Consider the following 19252-nt stretch of genomic DNA (forward strand, 5'->3'; position numbering starts at 1 on the left):
CGCAGGGGTGTGCCTCCAACCACGATTTTCGGTGATTTAGCTCGCTTAAACCGGCAATATTACGGGCTGAGCGGCACCGAACACGACGAAAAGGGCTCACCTGTGGACAACTCACCGGGGCGCAGGCGCGAAAATGCCCCGGCTTTCTCCCACCTGAACGTGCAGGAGAGAGAAAACCGGGGCATACCCAAGATGGGCTAAAAGCTGCTAGCTGGTGACTTAGCCGGCGAAGTATTCACCGTTCAGCTCCAGCAGACCGTTTGCGCTCTCGACCACGCCGAGGCGGTGCGCAATGAGGCGGTCCTGCAGCTCATCGCCGGACACCAAATCCACCAGAATGTTCGGGTACTTGGTCGAGCAGCGGATGAACTCGTCGTACGCCTCATCGCTGAACGCCGCGTTCGTGATGAAGGTGCCGAGCTGACCGCCGCGGGCGTGAATCGCCAGGAAGAACGCGGTAATATCCTGCGGCTGAACGCTCGCGGACAGCACACCGTTCGCTACCGGGCGCAGAGTACGCACGTAGAATGCGCGTTCTTTTTCACCGGTGGCGGGAGTTGCCACACCATCTACGCCCTGAGCCTCCAGAGCCTCCACCGTGTAGCCGCGCATCAGGAACAGATCAAAACCAATGCTACGGAAACGCTCCTCAGACACCTGCGCCAGTGCCGGAGCCAGCGCCTCACGGCGGAAGACCTGACGGTAACGCTTCAGAGCCTCACGCACCTGGGCGGCAGCAACCTGCAGAGCGGCCGAAGGCTCAGCTGCCGAAACAACGGGAGCGGAAACAACCGACTGAACGGGAGCCGCAACGGGTGCAGAAACAGTAGGAACGGACACAGTAGACTGGGTGGTAGCCGGAGCAACCGCCGCCGGAACCTCAGCGGGCGCCTGGGTAGTAACCGCCTGGGTAGTAGTTGCCACCGGCGAACCAGCCGGACGCGCCAACAACGCCGGAGAAGCACCCGGCACCGGAGCCAACGGCTCACGCGCACCCTCACGAGCCGCCAGGCGAGCCTGACGCTCCGCCGCGCGCGCCTCCTTAGCAGCCTGAAGAGCCTCCTCACGAGCCTGCAGCTCAGCCGCAATATCCTGAGGCAGCTTGTGCTTGAGCGACTGCGGCGGCAGCGGCGCCATGCGGGCGGTCACCGCCTCCGGAGCACCCTCCGGGAAACGCTTGAGCAGCTCCTTACCCGCCTCGCTCAGCTCGTAACGCTCCGGGTTCTTGCGGGAGGTACGGCCCGTACCCTCACGCAGAGCGTTCAGGTAGCGTTCGCCCTTGAGCACGTGCATCGCCACCGAATAGCGGTTACGCAGACGCGGGGTCAGCTTATAACGGTGCGGCGCAACCTCACCCTGCAGGTACGGGATATCCAGAGCGAGCTTCAACTCATCGTAAATGTCGTAGTAGGAGATACGCGGGTTCTCCTCAACAATCTTCAGAATCGGATGCAGTAGCTGATGCGGGTACGGCAGAGCATCCACCGCCGCAGGATCGAGCAGAGCCGAAGCCACCAGCTTCTGAACGCTCGGCTCAACCATCTGCGCCAGAGCCAGCGCGAAAGCAGGACCCAGCGAGTAGACGGTCTCACGCTCGGAGAGGTAGTGGTGGGCAATCAGCACATCGTAGAGGTAATCCTGCGCGTCAATCTGCACAAAATAGGGGTTCGAGGACGCCTGCTGAATGCGCTCGTCGCGGTCAAAGACCTGCTCCAGGCTCGGAAGGCTCAGCTCCACATCGGCGCCGTGGTCGTTGAGGGTGTCGAGCAGAAGAACGCCCATATGGGTCAGCAGAGCATCGGTTGCGGCAATATCCTCAGCCGTAATGGAGGCACCCTCATCCTTTACCAGCGCCAGCACGGAGCTCAGCTCGCTTGCCGGCACGCCGGTCTCCTCGTGGCGTGCCACCAGCTCCTTCGCCGAAGGCGACAGCGAGTACAGAGTCAGCGGAGAATCCGTGTGTTCGTGAATAGTCTTGGTGCGCAGGTAGCCCTCGCGGGTCAGCAGGCTCAGCGACTGAGCAATCACCGGCTCCACGATGCGCTGCTCCAGGTACGACAGACCGTACCAGCCCTGCACAAAACCGCACTCGCGCAGCACCAGCTCACGAATCTTCACGGGCGCCGCTGCGGGGTAGGACGGGGTAACACTTAGGACGATGGGCAGAAGCTCACGCACCGTAATGTGCGAGAGCAGAACCGGGTAGAACTGCTTCAGGTAGTAGAGGTACACGCCGCTGAGGAGGGGCAGAACCGGCAGGAGCGCCTGCGCCTGCTGTTCCTTCGGGGTACCGAGTAGCTCGCGGCCAGCCTCGCTGAGGGTGTAGTGCAGGTTGCCGGGATGCAACTGGCTGAGGGACACCTCAAGATAGTCAGCATTGACCAGCGCTGCGATCAGCTTATTGAGTGCCTCACGGAAGAGAACATTGTCACCGACCGCAATGAAACGCTGAGTCATGTTGAACCCCAGGTCCACACCTACGGGGGTGTACATATCGGGGAAGAAAACCTTCTCGCCACGGTCCTGAGCGCGCTCAAAATGGCGGAGCAGGGAGAAAGCCGCCGCAACGCTGAGAGCGCGTGCTTCCTCGGGTAGAGCCTCCCACGAAGTTTCCTGTTGCAGAGAGTGCAATTCGGAATGGTCGATATGGAGCATTGTTTTATTCACAAAAGCCACGCCGGGCTCCTTATCTGGTGTTATTTATCGTGCGGGCATTCTTCATAAAGTGCAGTCATTCGAGCGGGAAAATAATCACGAAAGTGAGCGGCACCATCTTTATTTTTGGGCCGGCACTTTGAAATCCCGCAGTGAAGAGAAGCGAAGAGAAGCAGGGTAGGTAGTTTTTTCTCAACCCGTCCCGCTTACGCACCGTCTTCAACGACGAACACTTCAGAAAAGAACGCTATAAATTGGGGTGAAGTGTCTAGACCGTCACGGGTATATTCACTTCGTGAAATAATGCGAAGAATATATAACGCATTACCTTCATTATTGTATCGGCTGGTTCGAGAAATAACCTAGATTTCTAAAACCAGCCGATATGTGAAAAATATCCTCAAGGAAAAGTGAAAATACATTAAGTGAAATGACGTGGGAAATGCATGAAGGCCAGAGATATTCGGAGAGAAATAACTCGCCCCAGAAACACCCCGGCTACTCCAAGCCGCGGGCAAAATACTCCTCGTCAATGCGGTAACCGCACTCGCCCTCACCATCAAGAACACCCACACGGTGACGAATCATCAGCTCCACCAACTGGTGTCGATCAACCAGCGCAATATTGCGAGCGCCGGGCAAACCCTGCAAATACTCGGGAACCGGATGCGCAAAAGCACCGCAGGTCACCAAAACACCCTGCAGGCCGCCGTGCAGAAGCACTGCACCGGCAAGCTTCTGAATCTCGTTGGGGGTGACCTTCATAGTTCCGCAATAATGCTTCACCTGAATATAAATCGGCGCGAAATCCAGGCCATCAGAATAGCGGGCAATAACGTCAACACCCTTATCATCAGCACCGCCGGTTACCTCGGTGTTAAAACCAAGAGCCGTAAAAATATCGGCAACAATCTGCTCAAAATATTCTGGCGTCACCGCGTGAATATGCTGAATCAAATCCTGCGTAAAATGCTCCGCGAACTCAGCCTGAGCGTGAATCACCGGCGAATCGCTGGCACGCAAAATAATATCCAGAGGTGACTGACCGGCGGGCCAGGACCCCGCAGCCTCCGCAGAATTCAAAGCATGCGCAAGATGCGCCGCGCCGGTTGCCTCATAAGCAGCGGTGGCGGCATCAGCATGATCAGCGCCTGAGAAATGCGGCAGAGCATGAAGGACGCCGGTATCAGGAGTGCCAAAAATGAGGCGATGCTCCTCCTGCGCATTCTCCAGTAGCGCGTTCGCCTGCTTCTTCAGCTTCTTCACGCTTTTTGCCGTCAAACTCTGAGAGCACAACGCCTGCACCTGCTTCACCACACGCGGCGGCACCGAACCGTGCAGATGCGGGGTGCAGGTCAGCTCGGCGCCCAGGGGAGTGAGCAGGTACTTCCTCTTCTCCCACGGGGTCAAACGAGGCATAAGCTGGGCATAACGAAGTGCCACCAAGATTTTCAAGGTGGTACGCACAGCCACCGCAAAATCGGTGGATTCAAGAGCCGGTAGGTTCTTCTTCGACCCCAATGCCTTAGTCTGCTGCCGCAACTGCTCGCTAACATAGGCGGCGGTGCGGGGCACAGTCTTCGACAAGCGCCGTAGCGTCGGCAACAGAAGCGTGATATAGACATCCGGTGGGGGCCTATGGTTTTTATTCAGCATCTTTGCCATGGTCCCTGCCAATTTACTAACACTATTGTGATGGTATATACATCGTAGCATCAGGGCGTATCATCATCGCTTTATCGTTTCTAATATGACAAAACCGCAAGAACCAGCGCATTAGATGTTCAATAACGCAATATAAATCTTGAATTTGAGGCAAAACAATATATTCCCGTCACACCGGCTGGCGTGACGGGAATATAAGAAGCATAGTTAGCAGCCCGCATTACATCATTACATGGGGCGAGCGCGCCTCCACGAACCGGGGCCGGGACGCAACGAAACACCCAGGCGCTGACCGCGGTTCAGCAGACGCGATGCCGCACCCACCAGCGAGTTCTGCTCCTGCTTCGCGGCGCTCGCCTGCATCATCGCCACCACGGCGGTCAGCGCGGCAATCTCCTCCGGGGTGGGGGAGCCCTTGACCACCTTCAGCAGCGGCTCCTGTTCAGCGTCAGTATCTACCGAAGACTGAGCAGAATCCTTCGCGGCGCTGGATGCGGTATCCGCGTGCGCAGAAGAACGTGCGGAGCTACGCTCAAGCTGCTCGGGGCTCTCAGCAACCTCCGAACTATCCTTCTTTTTACCGAATGAGAAATAACTCAGCGGGTTGTAGCCTGCCAAAGGCACGCCTCCTTAGAAAACCTAAAATCCTGGGGATGCCTGCGCCACAAGCGGCGTGGGCACAGCGGAAGCCTACAGTGGGATGTTGCCGTGCTTCTTCGCCGGGGTAGCCGCACGCTTATCGTGCAGGGCACGCAGCGAAGAAATAATGCGCACGCGAGTCTCACTCGGGGCAATAACCTCGTCAATGTACCCCAACTCGGCAGCCTGGTACGGGTTCAGCAGCTCTTCCTCATACTTGGCGATCAGCTCAGCGCGGCGAGCCTCAACATCGCCACCCTCAGCCGCCAGAGCAGCCAACTCACGACGGTACAGAATATTCACCGCACCCTGAGCACCCATCACACCAATCTGAGCGGTGGGCCATGCCAGGTTAATATCGGCACCCAGCTTCTTCGAACCCATCACAATGTACGCACCGCCGTACGCCTTACGGGTAATGACGGTAACCAGCGGAACGGTCGCCTCCGCATAAGCGTAGAGTAGCTTAGCGCCGCGGCGAATAATGCCGTTGAACTCCTGATCGGTACCGGGCAAGAAGCCGGGAACATCCACAAAAGTCAGAATCGGAATGTTGAACGCATCGCAATGGCGCACAAAACGGGCAGCCTTCTCGGATGCAGAAATGTCCAGGCAGCCGGCGAACTGCATCGGCTGGTTCGCCACAATACCGACCGTGCGGCCCTCAACGCGGGCGTAACCAATCATCACGTTCGGGGCGTACAGCGCCTGCATCTCCAGGAAGTGGCCGTCATCGACCACGGACTCAATGACCGCGCGCATGTCATAAGGCTGGTTTGCCGAATCCGGGATGAGAGTATCCAAATCCAAATCGTCTACGGTTACCACGGGCTCCTGGTCATGCTCCAGGGGCAGGGACTCTGCAAGGTTATTCGAGGGCAGGAACTCGAGGAGCTCACGCACAAAGTCGAAAGCGTCTTCCTCGTCCTCAGCCAGGTAGGTGCTGGTACCGGTCACCGAGTTGTGCTGACGCGCACCACCGAGGGTCTCCATGTCCACATCCTCACCGGTCACGGTCTTAATGACGTCCGGGCCGGTAATGAACATGTGCGAGGTCTTATCCACCATGATGATGTAGTCAGTCAGAGCGGGGGAGTAAGCGGCACCGCCAGCGCAGGGGCCCATAATGACAGAAATCTGCGGAACCACACCGGAGGCGCGCACGTTCATGCGGAAAATATCGGCAAACATCGCCAGGGAAGCCACGCCCTCCTGAATACGGGCGCCACCACCATCGTTAATGCCGATAACCGGGCAGCCGTTCTTCAGAGCGAACTTCTGCACCTTCACAATCTTCTCGCCGTTCACTTGCGAGAGAGAACCACCGTAGACGGTGAAATCCTGCGAATACACGGCAACCAGGCGACCATCCACGGTGCCGTAACCGGAGACCAGGCCGTCACCCAGAGGCTTCTTCGCCTCCATGCCGAATGCGGTGGTGCGGTGGCGGGCGAGTGCATCAAACTCTACGAAAGAACCCTCGTCCAGAAGCATATCGATGCGCTCGCGGGCGGTGTTCTTGCCGCGTGCGTGCTGCTTCTCAATAGCTGCCTCACCGCTGGGCGCGAAGCTGCGCTCTCGACGTGCATAAAAATCAGCGAGCTTACCGGCGGTGGTGCTCAAGTCAAAATCCTGCTGGAGGTTCTCGGACATTATTCCTCGTTCCTGCTCCACCCGATTGTCGGGAGCCAGTGGTTGCGGTGATGGTTGTTCAGAAGGCCCCGAAGAGCACTCTTGAACAATGTGCATATCCCTCAACTATAGTGCGAACTAGGGCACATATGCCAGGTGAGAAGCCAGAATATCAACACTAGATACACTTTTATGCACCCAGCACCCAAGAAGGTGCATACAGTGAACGAAAAGCGCGAAAGAACCGCTCAAAAGAGCACAGAAAACCCCCCTTCCGCCTCGGCAATCCTTGCCTGCGGAAGGGGGTCTACGTTCAAGCTTTCAACGTGAAATGACGCTTAGATGGTGCCCAGGACCGGGTTCCACTCGGTGACGGTGTGAGACAGAACCGCGCCACCAATGTTCATCGGGTCGTTAGCCACAATCTTCTCGGCAGCCTCAGCGGAGTCAACCTTTGCAATCAGCAGAGCGCCGGCGGGGGTCTCGCCATCCAGCAGGGGACCGGAAACAATCAGGTTGCCCGCCTCAATCTGCGAACCAAGGTACTCGCGGTGAGCCGGACGGTACTTCGCCTGCTCCTCGGGAGCTGCGTAAACGTAAGTAATTGCGTAATAAGCCATAGCGGTCTTCTTTCGAGCAGGGCGGAGGAACCTCCGCGGCCGGTCGGTGCTTGATGCACCCTCACTGTCTAATGTACCGTCTCGGGTGCCGGTGGGCATCACCGGCGGCAAGAAATTGGTATGGTGAGAAATCAGTGCGACTCGGTAGAAACCGGCAGATTACGGCGGCAGGTTGATAGCGGGTCTGCGAATTGCAGGACTGATTGAGGTAGGACAGAAAGGTGCAGGCTATGGCTGAAAACATGCATAACGAGAGTGATCATTCGGTTTTGGATGCGCCGCGCATCCGCACCGTGGCGCTGGACGCGGGCTACTCCAGCGTAAACCTCTACGATGAAGTCGACTCCACCACCACCCGCGCCCGCGAGCTACTTATGGACGGCACGGACCCCGAACGCGAACAGCTCGGTGAGCTCTCCGTCTACGCCAGCCTCTACCAAAGCGCCGGACGCGGCCGCCTCGCCCGAGCCTGGACTGCCCCTCCCGGAGCCTGCCTCGCCGCGAGTATCGTGGTGCGCCCGCACGCCTCCGCAGACCCGCTCGCCCGAGAACTCCCCGAAGGCAGCTACCACTGGATGACCCTCATCGCCGGGCTCAGCGTGGTCGATATTTGGCGCAGCTACGGCGTGGATGCCGCCCTCAAATGGCCCAACGACGTCATCGCGCAGGGCGCTAAGGGGTGCGGAATTCTCGCCCAGCTCGTTCCCGAAAGCGGCTCCACCGAGGGGCAGCGCAGCATCATTGTGGGCATCGGCCAGAACACGAACATGTCCGCCGAACAGCTGCCCGTACCCACTGCCACCAGCCTGAGCCTGTGCACCGGGCAGGTCATCGACTCCTCCGAGGTGCTCGCCCGACTGCTCGGCATCTTCGCCCGCCGCTACCGCGCCTTCGTGCGCGCCGGTGGTGACCCCGAACGCCCCGACCCCCTCAACCCCGACCCCCTCAACCCACAGAGCATCAGCCTGCTCGACCAGGCACGCGCCTCCACCGCAACCCTCGGAGCCAGCGTGCGCATGAGCCTGCCCGACGGAAGCACCGTAGATGGCATTGCCGAAGACCTCGATGCGCAGGGGCGCATCCTCATTCGCCGCGAGGACGGAACCATAGAGCCCTACGCGGTGGGCGATATTGAGCATCTTCGCCCCGCCAACGGTAGCTACGGAGATTTTCAGCAGGCACACTAGAACCAACCTATAAAGTTTCTGCCCATAAAATTTTGCCCGGCACAGCAACACTGAATACGCCCGCACCACCTCAAACCGGCGCCTCTAATCCGGTACACACCCACCAGCACAGCTAAGGAACACCATGCGCCTGCGCGGAAAACTCAACCCCGGTGAGCATGTCATCATCGCCACCCGACAGCACTACGGTGCTCTGCTGCCCGCGCTCGCCTACCTGCTGGTTGCTATCGCCGCCTCAACCTTTGCCTCCACGGCACGGTCCTCACCGATTCTGTGGACTCTCGGCACGATGTGTGCGGTGGGTGCCCTGCTTGGTGCTGTGCGTACTGCCTGGCGGTGGGTTACCACCTACTACCTGCTGACCACCCATCGGCTCGTAGTGCGCCGCGGTGTGATGACCCGTAGCGGAGACGAATCCCTCTACCTGGATTCCATGGGCGAGCGCTGGGCAAAACAGCGTGGCCCGGGTGCCTGGTTGGGCTATGGGTCCGTGTATGTGGTCTGCCGCGGAGCGCATCACCGTCTGACCTATGTGCCTGAACCCAAGCGTTTTGAAAAAGAAATTAAATCCGCTCGACGCGACTACTACGCCCTGCGTTCCCGCTATATCTAGCCCTCTCTGGGGTGCGTCCGCCCACTATAAGGAGGGTGGACCGGTTGGCTCGGAGCCTAACCCGGCGCCTAAATCTGCCGAAAAAATGCGGATTAGAGTATTCTTAAATGTGAATTACTCCACTAAAATATCTTTGGGTGCGGGCGCTTTGACGCCCAAAACACCGCAGTGGGGGGTATATTAACAAGGCGCTATACAGTGAAGCAGTGCACAATCGACGCACGGCACACGCCAGCGCATCCGCACGACAGAACAGATAATCCGGCAGATATGAAAGGAGCGGCAGCGGCAATGAGCACGGCAGACCACCATGAACCTGCGCACTCTCCGCAGGGTACCGGCGCCACCATGGGCCCCGAAACCCAAATGCTGAACCTCAAAATTCTGCAGAACCTCGCCCAGAACAATATCTACCGCGACGAGGAATCCAAGGCAGGGATTCGAGCCCTCGAAAAGTCGCTCCTGGGACAGGGTCGCCGCTACACCCCCGTAGAAGCTGCAGAGTGCGCCGGACTTCCCCTCGAAACCGCCCAGCGTATCTGGCACAATGTGGGCTTCCCGACAATCCCCAACCACTCGCCCTACTTCACTGAAACAGACGTGCAGATGCTCGCCGACCTGCAGAAGTTGGACGCAGAAGGCGACATTCGTATGGAATATGTGGCATCCCTCGTGCGCGCTGAAGGTCAACTGACCGACCGTACCGTCGCCTGGCAGATTGAGGCGCTCGTGCACAACATTATGGTCACCGAAAACCTCAGCGATAATGATGCCCGCCGCAAGCTCCTCAAAGACTTCCCGCGTTACCTCGAGGTTCTCGAGCGTCTGGCGCTCTACGCATACCGTCGCCAGATGTACGCCGGAATCCTGCGCCTGGGATTGCGCGAAAACAACGTGACCACCTCCGGACTTTCCCGCCTGCCCCTGGTGCGAGGCGTAGGGTTCGTTGACCTGGTTTCCTATACCTCCCTGGTGCGTAACCTGGACGCCGCGGCTCTTTCTCAGCTCATCAACCACTTTGAGCAGAGCTGCCTGGACGTCATCGCACCCCTGGGCGGTCGCATTATCAAGACCCTCGGTGACGAAGTCTTCTTCCTCACCGAAACCCCGGACACTATCGCAGAAATTAGCCTGCAGCTCTCCGAAAAGATCGGCGCCGACCCGCAGCTACCGGAAGCCCGCGTCGCCTTCATTTGGGGCGAGGTTCTGGCTAACCGCGGCGACGTGTACGGCTCCAGCGTGAACCTGGCTGCGCGCCTGGTCTCCCTCGCTGAACCGGGTACCGTGCTGACCGATAATGAGACAGCAAACACGCTCCGACAGGTGGGAAATCGCTATACTCTCACCTCTCAAGGGACGCGAAACGTTAGAAGCTTTGGTAACGTAGACCCCGTGGCGGTGACTCGTCGCGCGAACTACACAATGGAGATAGACCTCTCATGACTGAACTGAAACTACGTACCGGTGGTGCAACGCACCGCGGCGCACATCGAGAAAATAACGAAGATTCGATGGTCGTCGCCGGTTCCCTTTGCGTGGTCGCGGACGGCATGGGAGGCCACGAAGCCGGCGAAGTAGCATCGCGTCTGTGCGTGCGTCAGCTTGCCTACTCGCCCTTCTTCACCATGCCCGGTGGCCGTAGCGAAGAGGAGCAGCAGGCCTACGCTGAACGCCTCGCCGCCATTGACGAATCCGACCCCGCCAAGCGCCGTCGCCGCGCAAACACCCTGCTTAACAATGAAATCGTGGGCACCCTGAACCGCCTGCACGATATCCTTGGCGAAACCAACGAAGAAATTAAGCAGGCGCTCTCCCGCGCCGGCGGCACGACCGTCACCGGCGCCTGGCTGACCAGCATCGGTGACCGTAACCTGTGGGTTATTTTCAACGTGGGTGACTCCCGAACCTACCGCCTGCTGCGTGAGGACGAGGGTATTCACCACTCCGCCATGGAGAAGCTGCCCGGCGCTGAAGGGGCCGCCTCGCTGGAGCAGGTCACCACTGACCACTCCGAGGTGCAGTACCTGGTTGACGAGGGTCAGATTACCGCCCTGGAGGCGCTGACCCACCCGCGCCGCAACGTGATTACCCGCGCGCTGGGTACCGGCAACTACTGGGAACCGGACTTCTGGGTTCTGCCCGCCCGCGCCGGTGACCGCCTGATGCTCTGCTCCGATGGTCTTTCCGGTGAGCTTTCGCACGAATACATGGCGCGTGTACTCACCTCGATCCGCCACCCGCAGGACGCCGCTGACGTGCTCCAGCACGAGGCGCTGCGTTCCGGCGGCCGCGACAACATTACCGTGATTGTTGCCGACGCTGTCGAAGCCTAAACTTCATACCTTGTGATTCACCCCCGCCCTCTACAGGTACTCGCGCGAGTGCCTGCAGGAGGCGGGGGTGAACTGTATCCGCGCACAGAAACTAAGGAAGCGCAATCCGGTAAGTGGCTACGGCACTCTTGCCTCATCGTTTGCCTCATCGTTCGCGCTCGCGGAACCTGCCAATATGACGAGCGATAGGGGAGAGGCGGATCAAAAACGCTAGACTGGACGGGTGACTGAGAACAACACCACCCAGCAGACTGCCCCCGCCGAGACTCGAGCAGAGAGCCCCGCAGAAAACTCCGTGGAGATTACCGAGGCCCTGCGCGCCGAGTACGCGGAACTGACCGATAAGATTCGTGCCGCCCGCCGCGCCTACTACAACGAGGACGCGCCCTTCCTCTCTGACGCCGAGTACGATGCGCTCTACCGCCGCCTCGAAATCATCGAGGCGGAGCACCCGCTCATCATCGCCAACGACTCGCCCACCCAGGAAGTCGGCGGCGAAGCCATCGAGGCCTTCGCACCCGTCACCCACCTGCAGCGCATGTACTCCCTCGAGGATGTCTTCTCCTTCGAGGAGCTACGCACCTGGTTGACCAAGACCGAAGAGAACACCCGGAACCTCACCGGTGGCGCACCGCAGTGGCTGACCGAGCTGAAGATTGACGGCCTGGCGGTGAATCTGCTCTACCGCAACGGTACCCTCGTACGCGCGGCAACCCGCGGCGACGGCACCACCGGCGAAGATGTCACCCACAATGTGCGCACCATTGCGAGCATCCCGCAGCAACTGACCGGCGAGAACCACCCCGAGGAGATTGAAATCCGCGGCGAGGTGTTCATCTCTTCCGCTGATTTTGAGAAGCTCAACGAGTCCATGATTGCCGCAGGTAAGAACCCCTTCGCGAACCCGCGTAACGCCGCGGCAGGCTCGCTGCGCCAGAAGGATGCGGCGATTACCGCCTCGCGCCCGCTGAGCATGTACGTGCACGGCATCGGTTCGCGCACCGGCCTGGATATTGCCACTCAGTACGAGACTTACGACCTGCTCGCCTCCTGGGGTCTGCCCGTGAGCCCCTACAGCGAAATCGCCGATAACACCGAGGTGGTGTTCGACTTCATTAACAAGTACGGCGAGCAGCGCCACTCCCTGGTGCACGAAATCGACGGCATCGTCATTAAGGTCAACGACTTTGCGACCCAGGCTCAGCTGGGCTACACCTCCCGCGTGCCGCGCTGGGCGGTGGCGTATAAGTACCCGCCCGAAGAGGTGCACACCAAGCTACTGGACATCCGCGTGGACGTGGGACGCACCGGCCGCGTGACCCCCTACGGTGTTATGGAGCCCGTGTTCGTCTCCGGCTCGACCGTGGAACGAGCCACTCTGCACAACCAGGACGTGGTCAAGGCTAAGGGCGTGCTCATCGGTGACACCGTGGTGCTGCGCAAGGCAGGCGACGTGATCCCCGAGATTGTCGCCCCCGTGGTTGCCCTACGTGACGGCACCGAACGCGAGTTCGTCATGCCCAGCGAATGCCCCTCCTGCGGCTCGCCCCTTGCCCCCGGCAAGGAAGGCGACGTGGACCTGCGTTGCACTAACCCTCGCTCCTGCCCGGCACAGCTGACCGAGCGCGTGTACTATGCCGCAAGCCGCGGCGCCTTCGATATTGAGGCGCTCGGCTTCGAAGCAGCAAAGGCACTCACCAGCCCGGCAACCCCGGACACCCCTCCGCTAACCACCGAGGCGCACCTGTTTAGCCTCAACATTGAGGACCTGCGCGAGGTCACCATCGAGCGTGAGAAGAAGGTCAAGGGTGTGGGCACCGGAAAGATGGAGCGTGTGCCCTACTTCTACACCAAGCCGACCAAGGCACGCCCCGAGCCGAAGCCCACGAAGAATACGCTGAACCTCTTCGCCGAGTTGGAGAAGGCAAAACAACAGCCGCTGTGGCGCGTACTGGTTGCCCTCTCGATTCGCCACGTGGGCCCGACCGCTGCCCGCGCGCTCGCCGCGGAGTTCGGTTCGATGCAGGCGATCCGCGAGGCTGACCGTGAACGCCTTGCCGCTGTGGACGGTGTGGGCACCACGATTGCCGACTCGATTATTGAGTGGTTCGCTGAGGACTGGCACGCCGAGGTGGTGGATTCCTGGGCTGCCGCCGGTGTGCGCATGGAAGATACTCGTGACGAGTCCGTGGAACGCACCCTGGAGGGCTTGACCGTGGTTGTGACCGGCACGCTGAACGGTTACACCCGTGACGGTGCGAAGGAAGCCATTATTTCTCGCGGCGGTAAGGCATCCGGTTCGGTGTCTAAGAGGACCCACTTTGTGGTTGCTGGCGCGAACGCCGGCTCGAAGCTGGATAAGGCTCAGCAACTGGGTCTGAAGGTGCTGGATGAAGAGGGCTTCACCGCCCTGCTTGAGAGCGGTCCGGAGGCTGTCGAGAGCGCCGCGGAGTAGGCCCGGTAGCGGGGTCATCTGAATCTGACCCCTGCAATATATAGAGCATTCAGGCTCTGAAGCGCGTGGTTCAGAGCCTGAATGCCAATTTTTGGCATTTGTAATTACCACAGCTTTTAAGGCGGAAGCGCCTTAAAACACTCCCAAAGCGAAGAAATATTTAAAAAATATTTACACGCCGTTCAAAACCCTTAAAGGTGGTGCTCATTCACCCCGATTCGGAAAGCTCAGTGGGGGAGTGCACTCGGGGTTAAGTCCCTAGAAAACCCCGAAATTCCGGGGTGAAACCCTTAAGATACGCGGGGTTCTAGGTCTTGATTAATGTTTCCTGCACTTTTAACCTGAAAGAACCCTGGGAGAACCCGGGACGTTCACTGTGAACTTGAAATCAGGTTGGAATCATAAAAAACCTCGGTTATCTTTGAGACCAGACAGATTCTCGCAAGGGAATCGCCTGTGTGGTTTCAAGCTTGGAATGCTTGAAACGATGCCCGGTTCTACCGCACGTCCCCACCGAGGAAGTGCCACCCGGATTCCGCACACAAGTGCAGAATCGCTCACGGTGACATGAAATCGGTGGAGAGCCGCTCACATGGTAGAGCCAGAACATGAGTAACCTACTTCGTTATCAAAGGGTGAGCGGCAGCGCGCTAGAGTTCCGGGGACGGAACGAGCGGGGACGGCCCCAAGGAGCATTATGAAGAACACTTCCATTCGTCGTACCGCAGCAGCTCTCGCCATCGGTGGCGCTGTAGCAGCTACCATGTCGATGCCCGCTGCAAACGCAGTAGACGGTGCTACCTGGGACGCACTGGCACAGTGCGAGTCCGGTGGCAACTGGTCCATCAACACCGGTAACGGCTTCTACGGCGGTCTGCAGTTCACCCAGCAGTCCTGGAACGGCGTCGGCATGTCCGGCTCCCCCGCGACCGCTACCCGTGCACAGCAGATCGAGGCTGGCGAGCGTCTGCTCGCTATCCAGGGCTGGGGCGCATGGCCCGCATGCTCCGCTAAGCTTGGCCTCTACGGCAAGACCGGCGCAGCTCCCACCTACACCGAGCCCACCACCACCGTGGCTGCACAGTCGCAGACCCAGCAGACCTACACCGCACCCGCGGCACAGGCTGCACCCGCAGCTCCTGCAGCTCAGGCTGCACCCGCAGCAGTTGAGGCTCCCGCAGCAGCACCCGCTGCACCGGCAGCTCCCGTAGCAGTTGAGGCACCCGCAGCAGTTGAGGCTCCCGCAGCTCCCGCCGCAGCACCGGCAGTTGAGGCTCCCGCAGCTCCCGCTGCAGCTCCCAAGGCTGCAGCAGGCACCTACACCGTGGTTCCCGGTGACTCCCTCTCGCTGATCGCTGCAAAGCTCGGCGTTGCAGGCGGCTACCAGGCAATCGCAGCTGCGAACACCGACATCATCTACAACGTTGACCTGATCTTCCCCGGCCAGGTTCTGACCATCCCCGCCTAAGGATTAACCCCCAAGCGTAACGTGGACACGTTGTAGCCCAACGCCCCGCACCTCATACGAGGAGCGGGGCGTTGAGTATTTAACCCGAAAACAGGGGAGAAGAACACCGCCTGAACACACAAACCAGCAGGTAAACCCTCCAACCCCCAATGAGACGGAAAACGCAACCTCCACTACACTAGAGAAGAGACAAGAAAACAAACTACGGGAGAACCATGTCTGCCATCACCTTTGAACAGGTAAAGCACCTGGCATCGCTGGCACTCATTGAGATGACCGATGAAGAACTCACCGCGATGGCGTCTGAGCTGGACGTCATCGTCGCATCCGTTGAGACCATGTCGCAGAAAGCAACTGCCGACATCCCCGCGACCAGCCACCCCATCCCCCTCGAGAACGTCTTCCGTGAAGACGTACCCGTCACCACCCTCACCCAGGAAGAGGCGCTCTCCGGCGCCCCCGACGCACAGGACGGCAAGTTCCGCGTGCCGGCAATCCTCGACGAAGACTAAGAGGAGAACAACCAAGTGAACGAACTGATCCAGCTCACCGCCGCAGAAGCAGCAGAAAAGCTCGCATCCGGCGAAATCACCTCCGTCGAGCTCACCCAGGCACACCTGGACCGCATCGCAGCCACCGACGGCGCACCCCTGAGCGACAACCGAGCAGACGGCAAGAATGGCCTCAACGCCTTCCTGCACATCAACGCCGAAGAAGCACTCGCCACCGCAGCAGCAGTAGACGCAGACCGCGCAGCAGGCAAGGAACTGCCCCCGCTCGCAGGCGTACCCATCGCCGTCAAGGACCTCATCGTCACCAAGGGCCAGCCCACCACCGCAGCATCCCGCATGCTCGAAGGCTGGATGAGCCCCTACGACGGCACCGTCACCCGCAAGGTCCGCGAAGCACGCATGCCCATCCTCGGCAAGACCAACCTCGACGAATTCGCAATGGGCTCCTCCAATGAGCACTCCGCATTCGGCGTAGTCCGCAACCCCTGGGCACTCGACCGCGCACCCGGCGGCTCCGGCGGCGGCTCCGCAGCAGCCGTCACCGCCTTCCAGGCACCCCTGGCGCTCGGCACCGACACCGGCGGCTCCATCCGCCAGCCCGCAGCGCTGACCGGTAGCGTCGGCGTCAAGCCCACCTACGGCTCCGTCTCCCGTTACGGCGTCATCGCCATGGCATCCTCCCTCGACCAGGTAGGCCCCGTCGCACGCACCGTCCTGGACACCGCACTGCTCCACGAAGCAATCGCAGGCCACGACCCGCTCGACGCAACCTCCCTGCCCGATGAGCCCGGCAACTTCGTTGAAGAAGCCAAAGCAGGCGCAGAAGCCGCACGCAAGGGTGACCTCTCCGGCCTGCGCATCGGCGTCATCAAGGAACTCGGCGGTGGCGACGGCGAAGGCTTCGAAGCAGGCGTCCTCGCACGCTTCCGTGAATCCGTCGAAGAGCTGCGTGCCGCAGGCGCAGAGATCATCGAGGTCTCCCTGCCCTCCGTCACCGAAGCCATCAGCGCCTACTACATGATCATGTCCTCCGAGGTGTCCTCCAACCTGGCACGCTACGACGGCGTCCGCTACGGCCTGCGCGTCGTACCCGAAGACGGCCCCGTCACCATCGAGCGCGTCATGTCCGCAACCCGCTCCGCAGGTTTCGGTCACGAGGTCAAGCGCCGCATCATCCTCGGCACCTACGCACTGTCTGCAGGTAACTTCGACGCCTACTACGGCGCCGCACTGCGCGTACGCACCCTCATCCAGCGCGACTACGCAGCAGCATTCGAAAAGTGCGACGTGCTCATCTCCCCGACCGCGCCCTCCACCGCGTTCAAGCTCGGCGAGAAGACCGAAGGCGACCCCATGGCAATGTACCTGGGCGACGTCGCAACCGTGCCCGTCAACCTGGCAGGCGTCCCGGCGCTCTCCCTGCCCGGCGGCCTCTCCGAAGAGAACAACCTGCCCGTCGGCATCCAGTTCACCGCACCCGCACGCGAAGACGCACGCCTCTACCGCGTCGGCGCAGCACTGGAAGAACTGCTCACCGCAAAATGGGGCGCACCGCTCTACAAGAGCCTGCCCGACACCGAAACTCTGATCCGCGACTTTGACTTTGGGGGAACCAAGTAATGAGTGAAGAAGTCCTCAGCTTCGAAGAAGCCATCGAAAAGTACGACCCGGTCCTCGGCTTCGAGGTGCACGTCGAACTGAACACCAAGACCAAGATGTTCGACTCCGCACCCAACGAGTTCGGCGATACGCCCAACACCAACGTCACCCCCGTATCGCTCGGCCTGCCCGGCGCGTTGCCCATGGTGAACAAGACCGCTGTTGAGTCCGCCATCAAGCTCGGCCTGGCACTGGGCTGCGAGATTGCAGACAAGTCCTACTTCGCCCGCAAGAACTACTTCTACCCGGACTCCCCGAAGAACTTCCAGACCTCCCAGGCTGGCGGCCCCATCGCGGAAAACGGCTCCCTGGACGTTGAACTCGAAGACGGCACCATCTTCACCGTCGAAATCGAGCGCGCCCACATGGAAGAAGACGCAGGCAAGCTCACCCACGTCGGCGGCGCAGACGGCCGAATCCAGGGTGCAACCTCCTCCCTGGTCGACTACAACCGCGCAGGCGTGCCCCTGATCGAGATCGTCACCCGACCCATCGTCGGTGCCGGCGAGCGCGCACCCGAACTGGCACGCGCCTACGTTGCCGCAATCCGCGACATCGTACGCTCCCTCGGCATCTCCGACGCCCGCATGGAACGCGGTAACGTCCGATGCGACGCCAACGTCTCCCTCATGCCCAAGGGCGCAGAGAAGTTCGGCACCCGCTCCGAAACCAAGAACGTGAACTCCCTCCGTTCCGTTGAGCGCGCCGTCCGCTACGAGATTCGCCGCCACGCAGCAATCCTCGAACGCGGCGAAAAGGTCACCCAGGAGACCCGCCACTGGCACGAAGACACCCGCGAAACCTCCTCGGGCCGCCCCAAGTCCGACGCTGACGACTACCGTTACTTCCCCGAACCGGACCTCGTACCGGTCGTCACCAACAGCGAATGGATTGAGCGTCTGCGCGCCGAACTGCCCGAACCCCCGGCAGAACGCCGCCGCCGCCTCAAGGGCGAGTGGGGCTACTCCGACGAAGAGTTCCGCGACGTCGTCAACGCTGGCGCACTCGACGTTATCGAAGAGACCGTCGCCGCAGGCGCAACCGCAGCAGCCGCCCGCAAGTGGTGGATGGGCGAGATCGCCCGCCGCGCAAAGCAGGCTGAAGTTGAGCTCACCGCCCTCGGCGTGGAGCCCGCAACCGTGGTCGCCCTCGAAGCGCTCATCTCCGAAGGCAAGATCAACGACAAGATCGCCCGCCAGGTGCTCGAGTTCGTCCTCGCCGGTGAAGGCACCCCCGCCGAAATCGTTGAGGCACGCGGCCTCGCCGTGGTCTCTGACGACGGCGCGCTCACCGCAGCCGTTCAGGAAGCCCTGGCAGCAATGCCCGACGTTGCCGACAAGATCCGTGCCGGTAAGGTTCAGGCTGCTGGCGCTATCGTCGGTCAGGTCATGAAGGCTACCCGCGGTCAGGCTGATGCCGCCCGCGTGCGTGAGCTGATTCTGGCCGAGTGCGGCGTGGAGGGCTAAGCTCTTCCGCTGACCCGGTTCTAACGAAAGAGGCGCTGTCTCCCGTGTGGGAGGCGGCGCCTCTTTCGTTTTCCCTAATTTCGCTTGGGATACGGCGTTCCGTCTGGCTCCGCTTGGAAAGGCGGTTATCGTCCTCGTTCCTACAGGGGCACCCGCCCTCGCTTCGCTTCGGGCACCCTGATGTCACGTTCGGACGATACCGCCTTTCCGCGCTGGGGTACTGTGCGGGGGCGGCAGCGTTTTCCGGTTGGGTGCTCGGGTGACCGCTCAGCGAGCCGCTCTCGGCCCCACGGTTGGAGCGTGCCGGTGCACCTTCCGGAAGCGACATCAGGGTACCCTCTCGGGTGC

Annotated in this window: 14 protein-coding genes; 9 read left to right on the top strand and 5 right to left on the bottom strand. The window is 60.5% G+C overall.

Translation table 11 applies throughout. The features are described from left to right. Positions 1–219: 219 nt before the first annotated feature. The 5 genes from HMPREF2528_RS04425 to HMPREF2528_RS04445 all read right to left on the bottom strand — a co-directional run bounded on the left by HMPREF2528_RS04425 (position 220) and on the right by HMPREF2528_RS04445 (position 7211). Positions 220–2676 (bottom strand): restriction endonuclease, encoded by a 2457-nt coding sequence (locus HMPREF2528_RS04425; protein WP_070542682.1) that lies wholly within the window; start codon positions 2674–2676, stop codon positions 220–222. Positions 2677–3153: 477 nt separating this feature from the next. Next, the gene (locus HMPREF2528_RS04430; RefSeq protein ID WP_070507799.1) at positions 3154–4242 is read right to left on the bottom strand and encodes a restriction endonuclease; all 1089 of its coding nucleotides are present in this window, start codon (positions 4240–4242) and stop codon (positions 3154–3156) included. A 306-nt stretch (positions 4243–4548) separates the two neighbouring features. Then, positions 4549–4944, bottom strand: a complete 396-nt coding sequence (locus tag HMPREF2528_RS04435; RefSeq protein WP_371326308.1) for an acyl-CoA carboxylase subunit epsilon — start codon at positions 4942–4944, stop codon at positions 4549–4551. A 66-nt stretch (positions 4945–5010) separates the two neighbouring features. Next, entirely contained in the window at positions 5011–6612 is a 1602-nt protein-coding gene (locus tag HMPREF2528_RS04440; protein WP_070542688.1) for an acyl-CoA carboxylase subunit beta, read from the bottom strand. Positions 6613–6929: 317 nt separating this feature from the next. Then, positions 6930–7211, bottom strand: coding sequence for a YciI family protein (locus tag HMPREF2528_RS04445; RefSeq protein WP_005508857.1), 282 nt, complete (start codon positions 7209–7211; stop codon positions 6930–6932). 230 nt (positions 7212–7441) lie between these two features. On the opposite strand from HMPREF2528_RS04445, the gene HMPREF2528_RS04450 reads away from it, so the two are divergent. The 9 genes from HMPREF2528_RS04450 to gatB all read left to right on the top strand — a co-directional run bounded on the left by HMPREF2528_RS04450 (position 7442) and on the right by gatB (position 18904). Then, entirely contained in the window at positions 7442–8398 is a 957-nt protein-coding gene (locus HMPREF2528_RS04450; protein ID WP_070507793.1) for a biotin--[acetyl-CoA-carboxylase] ligase, read from the top strand. A gap of 124 nt (positions 8399–8522) precedes the next feature. After that, the gene (locus HMPREF2528_RS04455; RefSeq protein ID WP_070507790.1) at positions 8523–9011 is read left to right on the top strand and encodes a glucose ABC transporter permease; all 489 of its coding nucleotides are present in this window, start codon (positions 8523–8525) and stop codon (positions 9009–9011) included. Positions 9012–9302: 291 nt separating this feature from the next. Continuing rightward, positions 9303–10454 carry an adenylate/guanylate cyclase domain-containing protein gene (locus HMPREF2528_RS04460; RefSeq protein ID WP_049355976.1) on the top strand — a complete coding sequence of 384 codons (1152 nt, stop codon included), beginning with the start codon at positions 9303–9305 and terminating at the stop codon, positions 10452–10454. Further along, a complete protein-coding gene (locus HMPREF2528_RS04465) occupies positions 10451–11344 on the top strand; it encodes a PP2C family protein-serine/threonine phosphatase (RefSeq protein ID WP_012903977.1) in 894 nt (297 codons plus the stop codon). Before HMPREF2528_RS04460 ends, HMPREF2528_RS04465 begins: the two co-directional genes overlap by 4 nt. 223 nt (positions 11345–11567) lie before the next feature. Beyond that, the gene (gene ligA / locus HMPREF2528_RS04470; RefSeq protein ID WP_070542691.1) at positions 11568–13799 is read left to right on the top strand and encodes an NAD-dependent DNA ligase LigA; all 2232 of its coding nucleotides are present in this window, start codon (positions 11568–11570) and stop codon (positions 13797–13799) included. Positions 13800–14496: 697 nt separating this feature from the next. After that, on the top strand, positions 14497–15267 hold the full coding sequence (locus tag HMPREF2528_RS04475) for a transglycosylase family protein (RefSeq protein WP_070542695.1): 771 nt from the start codon (positions 14497–14499) through the stop codon (positions 15265–15267). Positions 15268–15482: 215 nt separating this feature from the next. Continuing rightward, positions 15483–15779 (top strand): Asp-tRNA(Asn)/Glu-tRNA(Gln) amidotransferase subunit GatC, encoded by a 297-nt coding sequence (gene gatC, locus HMPREF2528_RS04480; protein ID WP_005507016.1) that lies wholly within the window; start codon positions 15483–15485, stop codon positions 15777–15779. 15 nt (positions 15780–15794) lie between these two features. Further along, the gene (gatA, locus tag HMPREF2528_RS04485) at positions 15795–17399 is read left to right on the top strand and encodes an Asp-tRNA(Asn)/Glu-tRNA(Gln) amidotransferase subunit GatA (protein ID WP_049338850.1); all 1605 of its coding nucleotides are present in this window, start codon (positions 15795–15797) and stop codon (positions 17397–17399) included. Beyond that, complete coding sequence (gene gatB, locus HMPREF2528_RS04490) at positions 17399–18904, top strand: Asp-tRNA(Asn)/Glu-tRNA(Gln) amidotransferase subunit GatB (protein ID WP_070542699.1); 1506 nt, start codon at positions 17399–17401, stop codon at positions 18902–18904. Before gatA ends, gatB begins: the two co-directional genes overlap by 1 nt. Positions 18905–19252 lie beyond the last annotated feature (348 nt).

It is taken from the genome of Rothia sp. HMSC078H08, assembly GCF_001808955.1.
GTDB lineage: Bacteria > Actinomycetota > Actinomycetes > Actinomycetales > Micrococcaceae > Rothia.

Coding starts and splice junctions, on each gene's coding strand:
- HMPREF2528_RS04455 (WP_070507790.1), top strand. CDS start 8,523: ATGCGCCTGCGCGGAAAACTCAACCCCGGTGAGCATGTCATCATCGCC.
- HMPREF2528_RS04445 (WP_005508857.1), bottom strand. CDS start 7,211: ATGGCTTATTACGCAATTACTTACGTTTACGCAGCTCCCGAGGAGCAG.
- HMPREF2528_RS04465 (WP_012903977.1), top strand. CDS start 10,451: ATGACTGAACTGAAACTACGTACCGGTGGTGCAACGCACCGCGGCGCA.
- HMPREF2528_RS04475 (WP_070542695.1), top strand. CDS start 14,497: ATGAAGAACACTTCCATTCGTCGTACCGCAGCAGCTCTCGCCATCGGT.
- gatC (WP_005507016.1), top strand. CDS start 15,483: ATGTCTGCCATCACCTTTGAACAGGTAAAGCACCTGGCATCGCTGGCA.
- gatB (WP_070542699.1), top strand. CDS start 17,399: ATGAGTGAAGAAGTCCTCAGCTTCGAAGAAGCCATCGAAAAGTACGAC.
- HMPREF2528_RS04450 (WP_070507793.1), top strand. CDS start 7,442: ATGGCTGAAAACATGCATAACGAGAGTGATCATTCGGTTTTGGATGCG.
- HMPREF2528_RS04460 (WP_049355976.1), top strand. CDS start 9,303: ATGAGCACGGCAGACCACCATGAACCTGCGCACTCTCCGCAGGGTACC.
- HMPREF2528_RS04440 (WP_070542688.1), bottom strand. CDS start 6,612: ATGTCCGAGAACCTCCAGCAGGATTTTGACTTGAGCACCACCGCCGGT.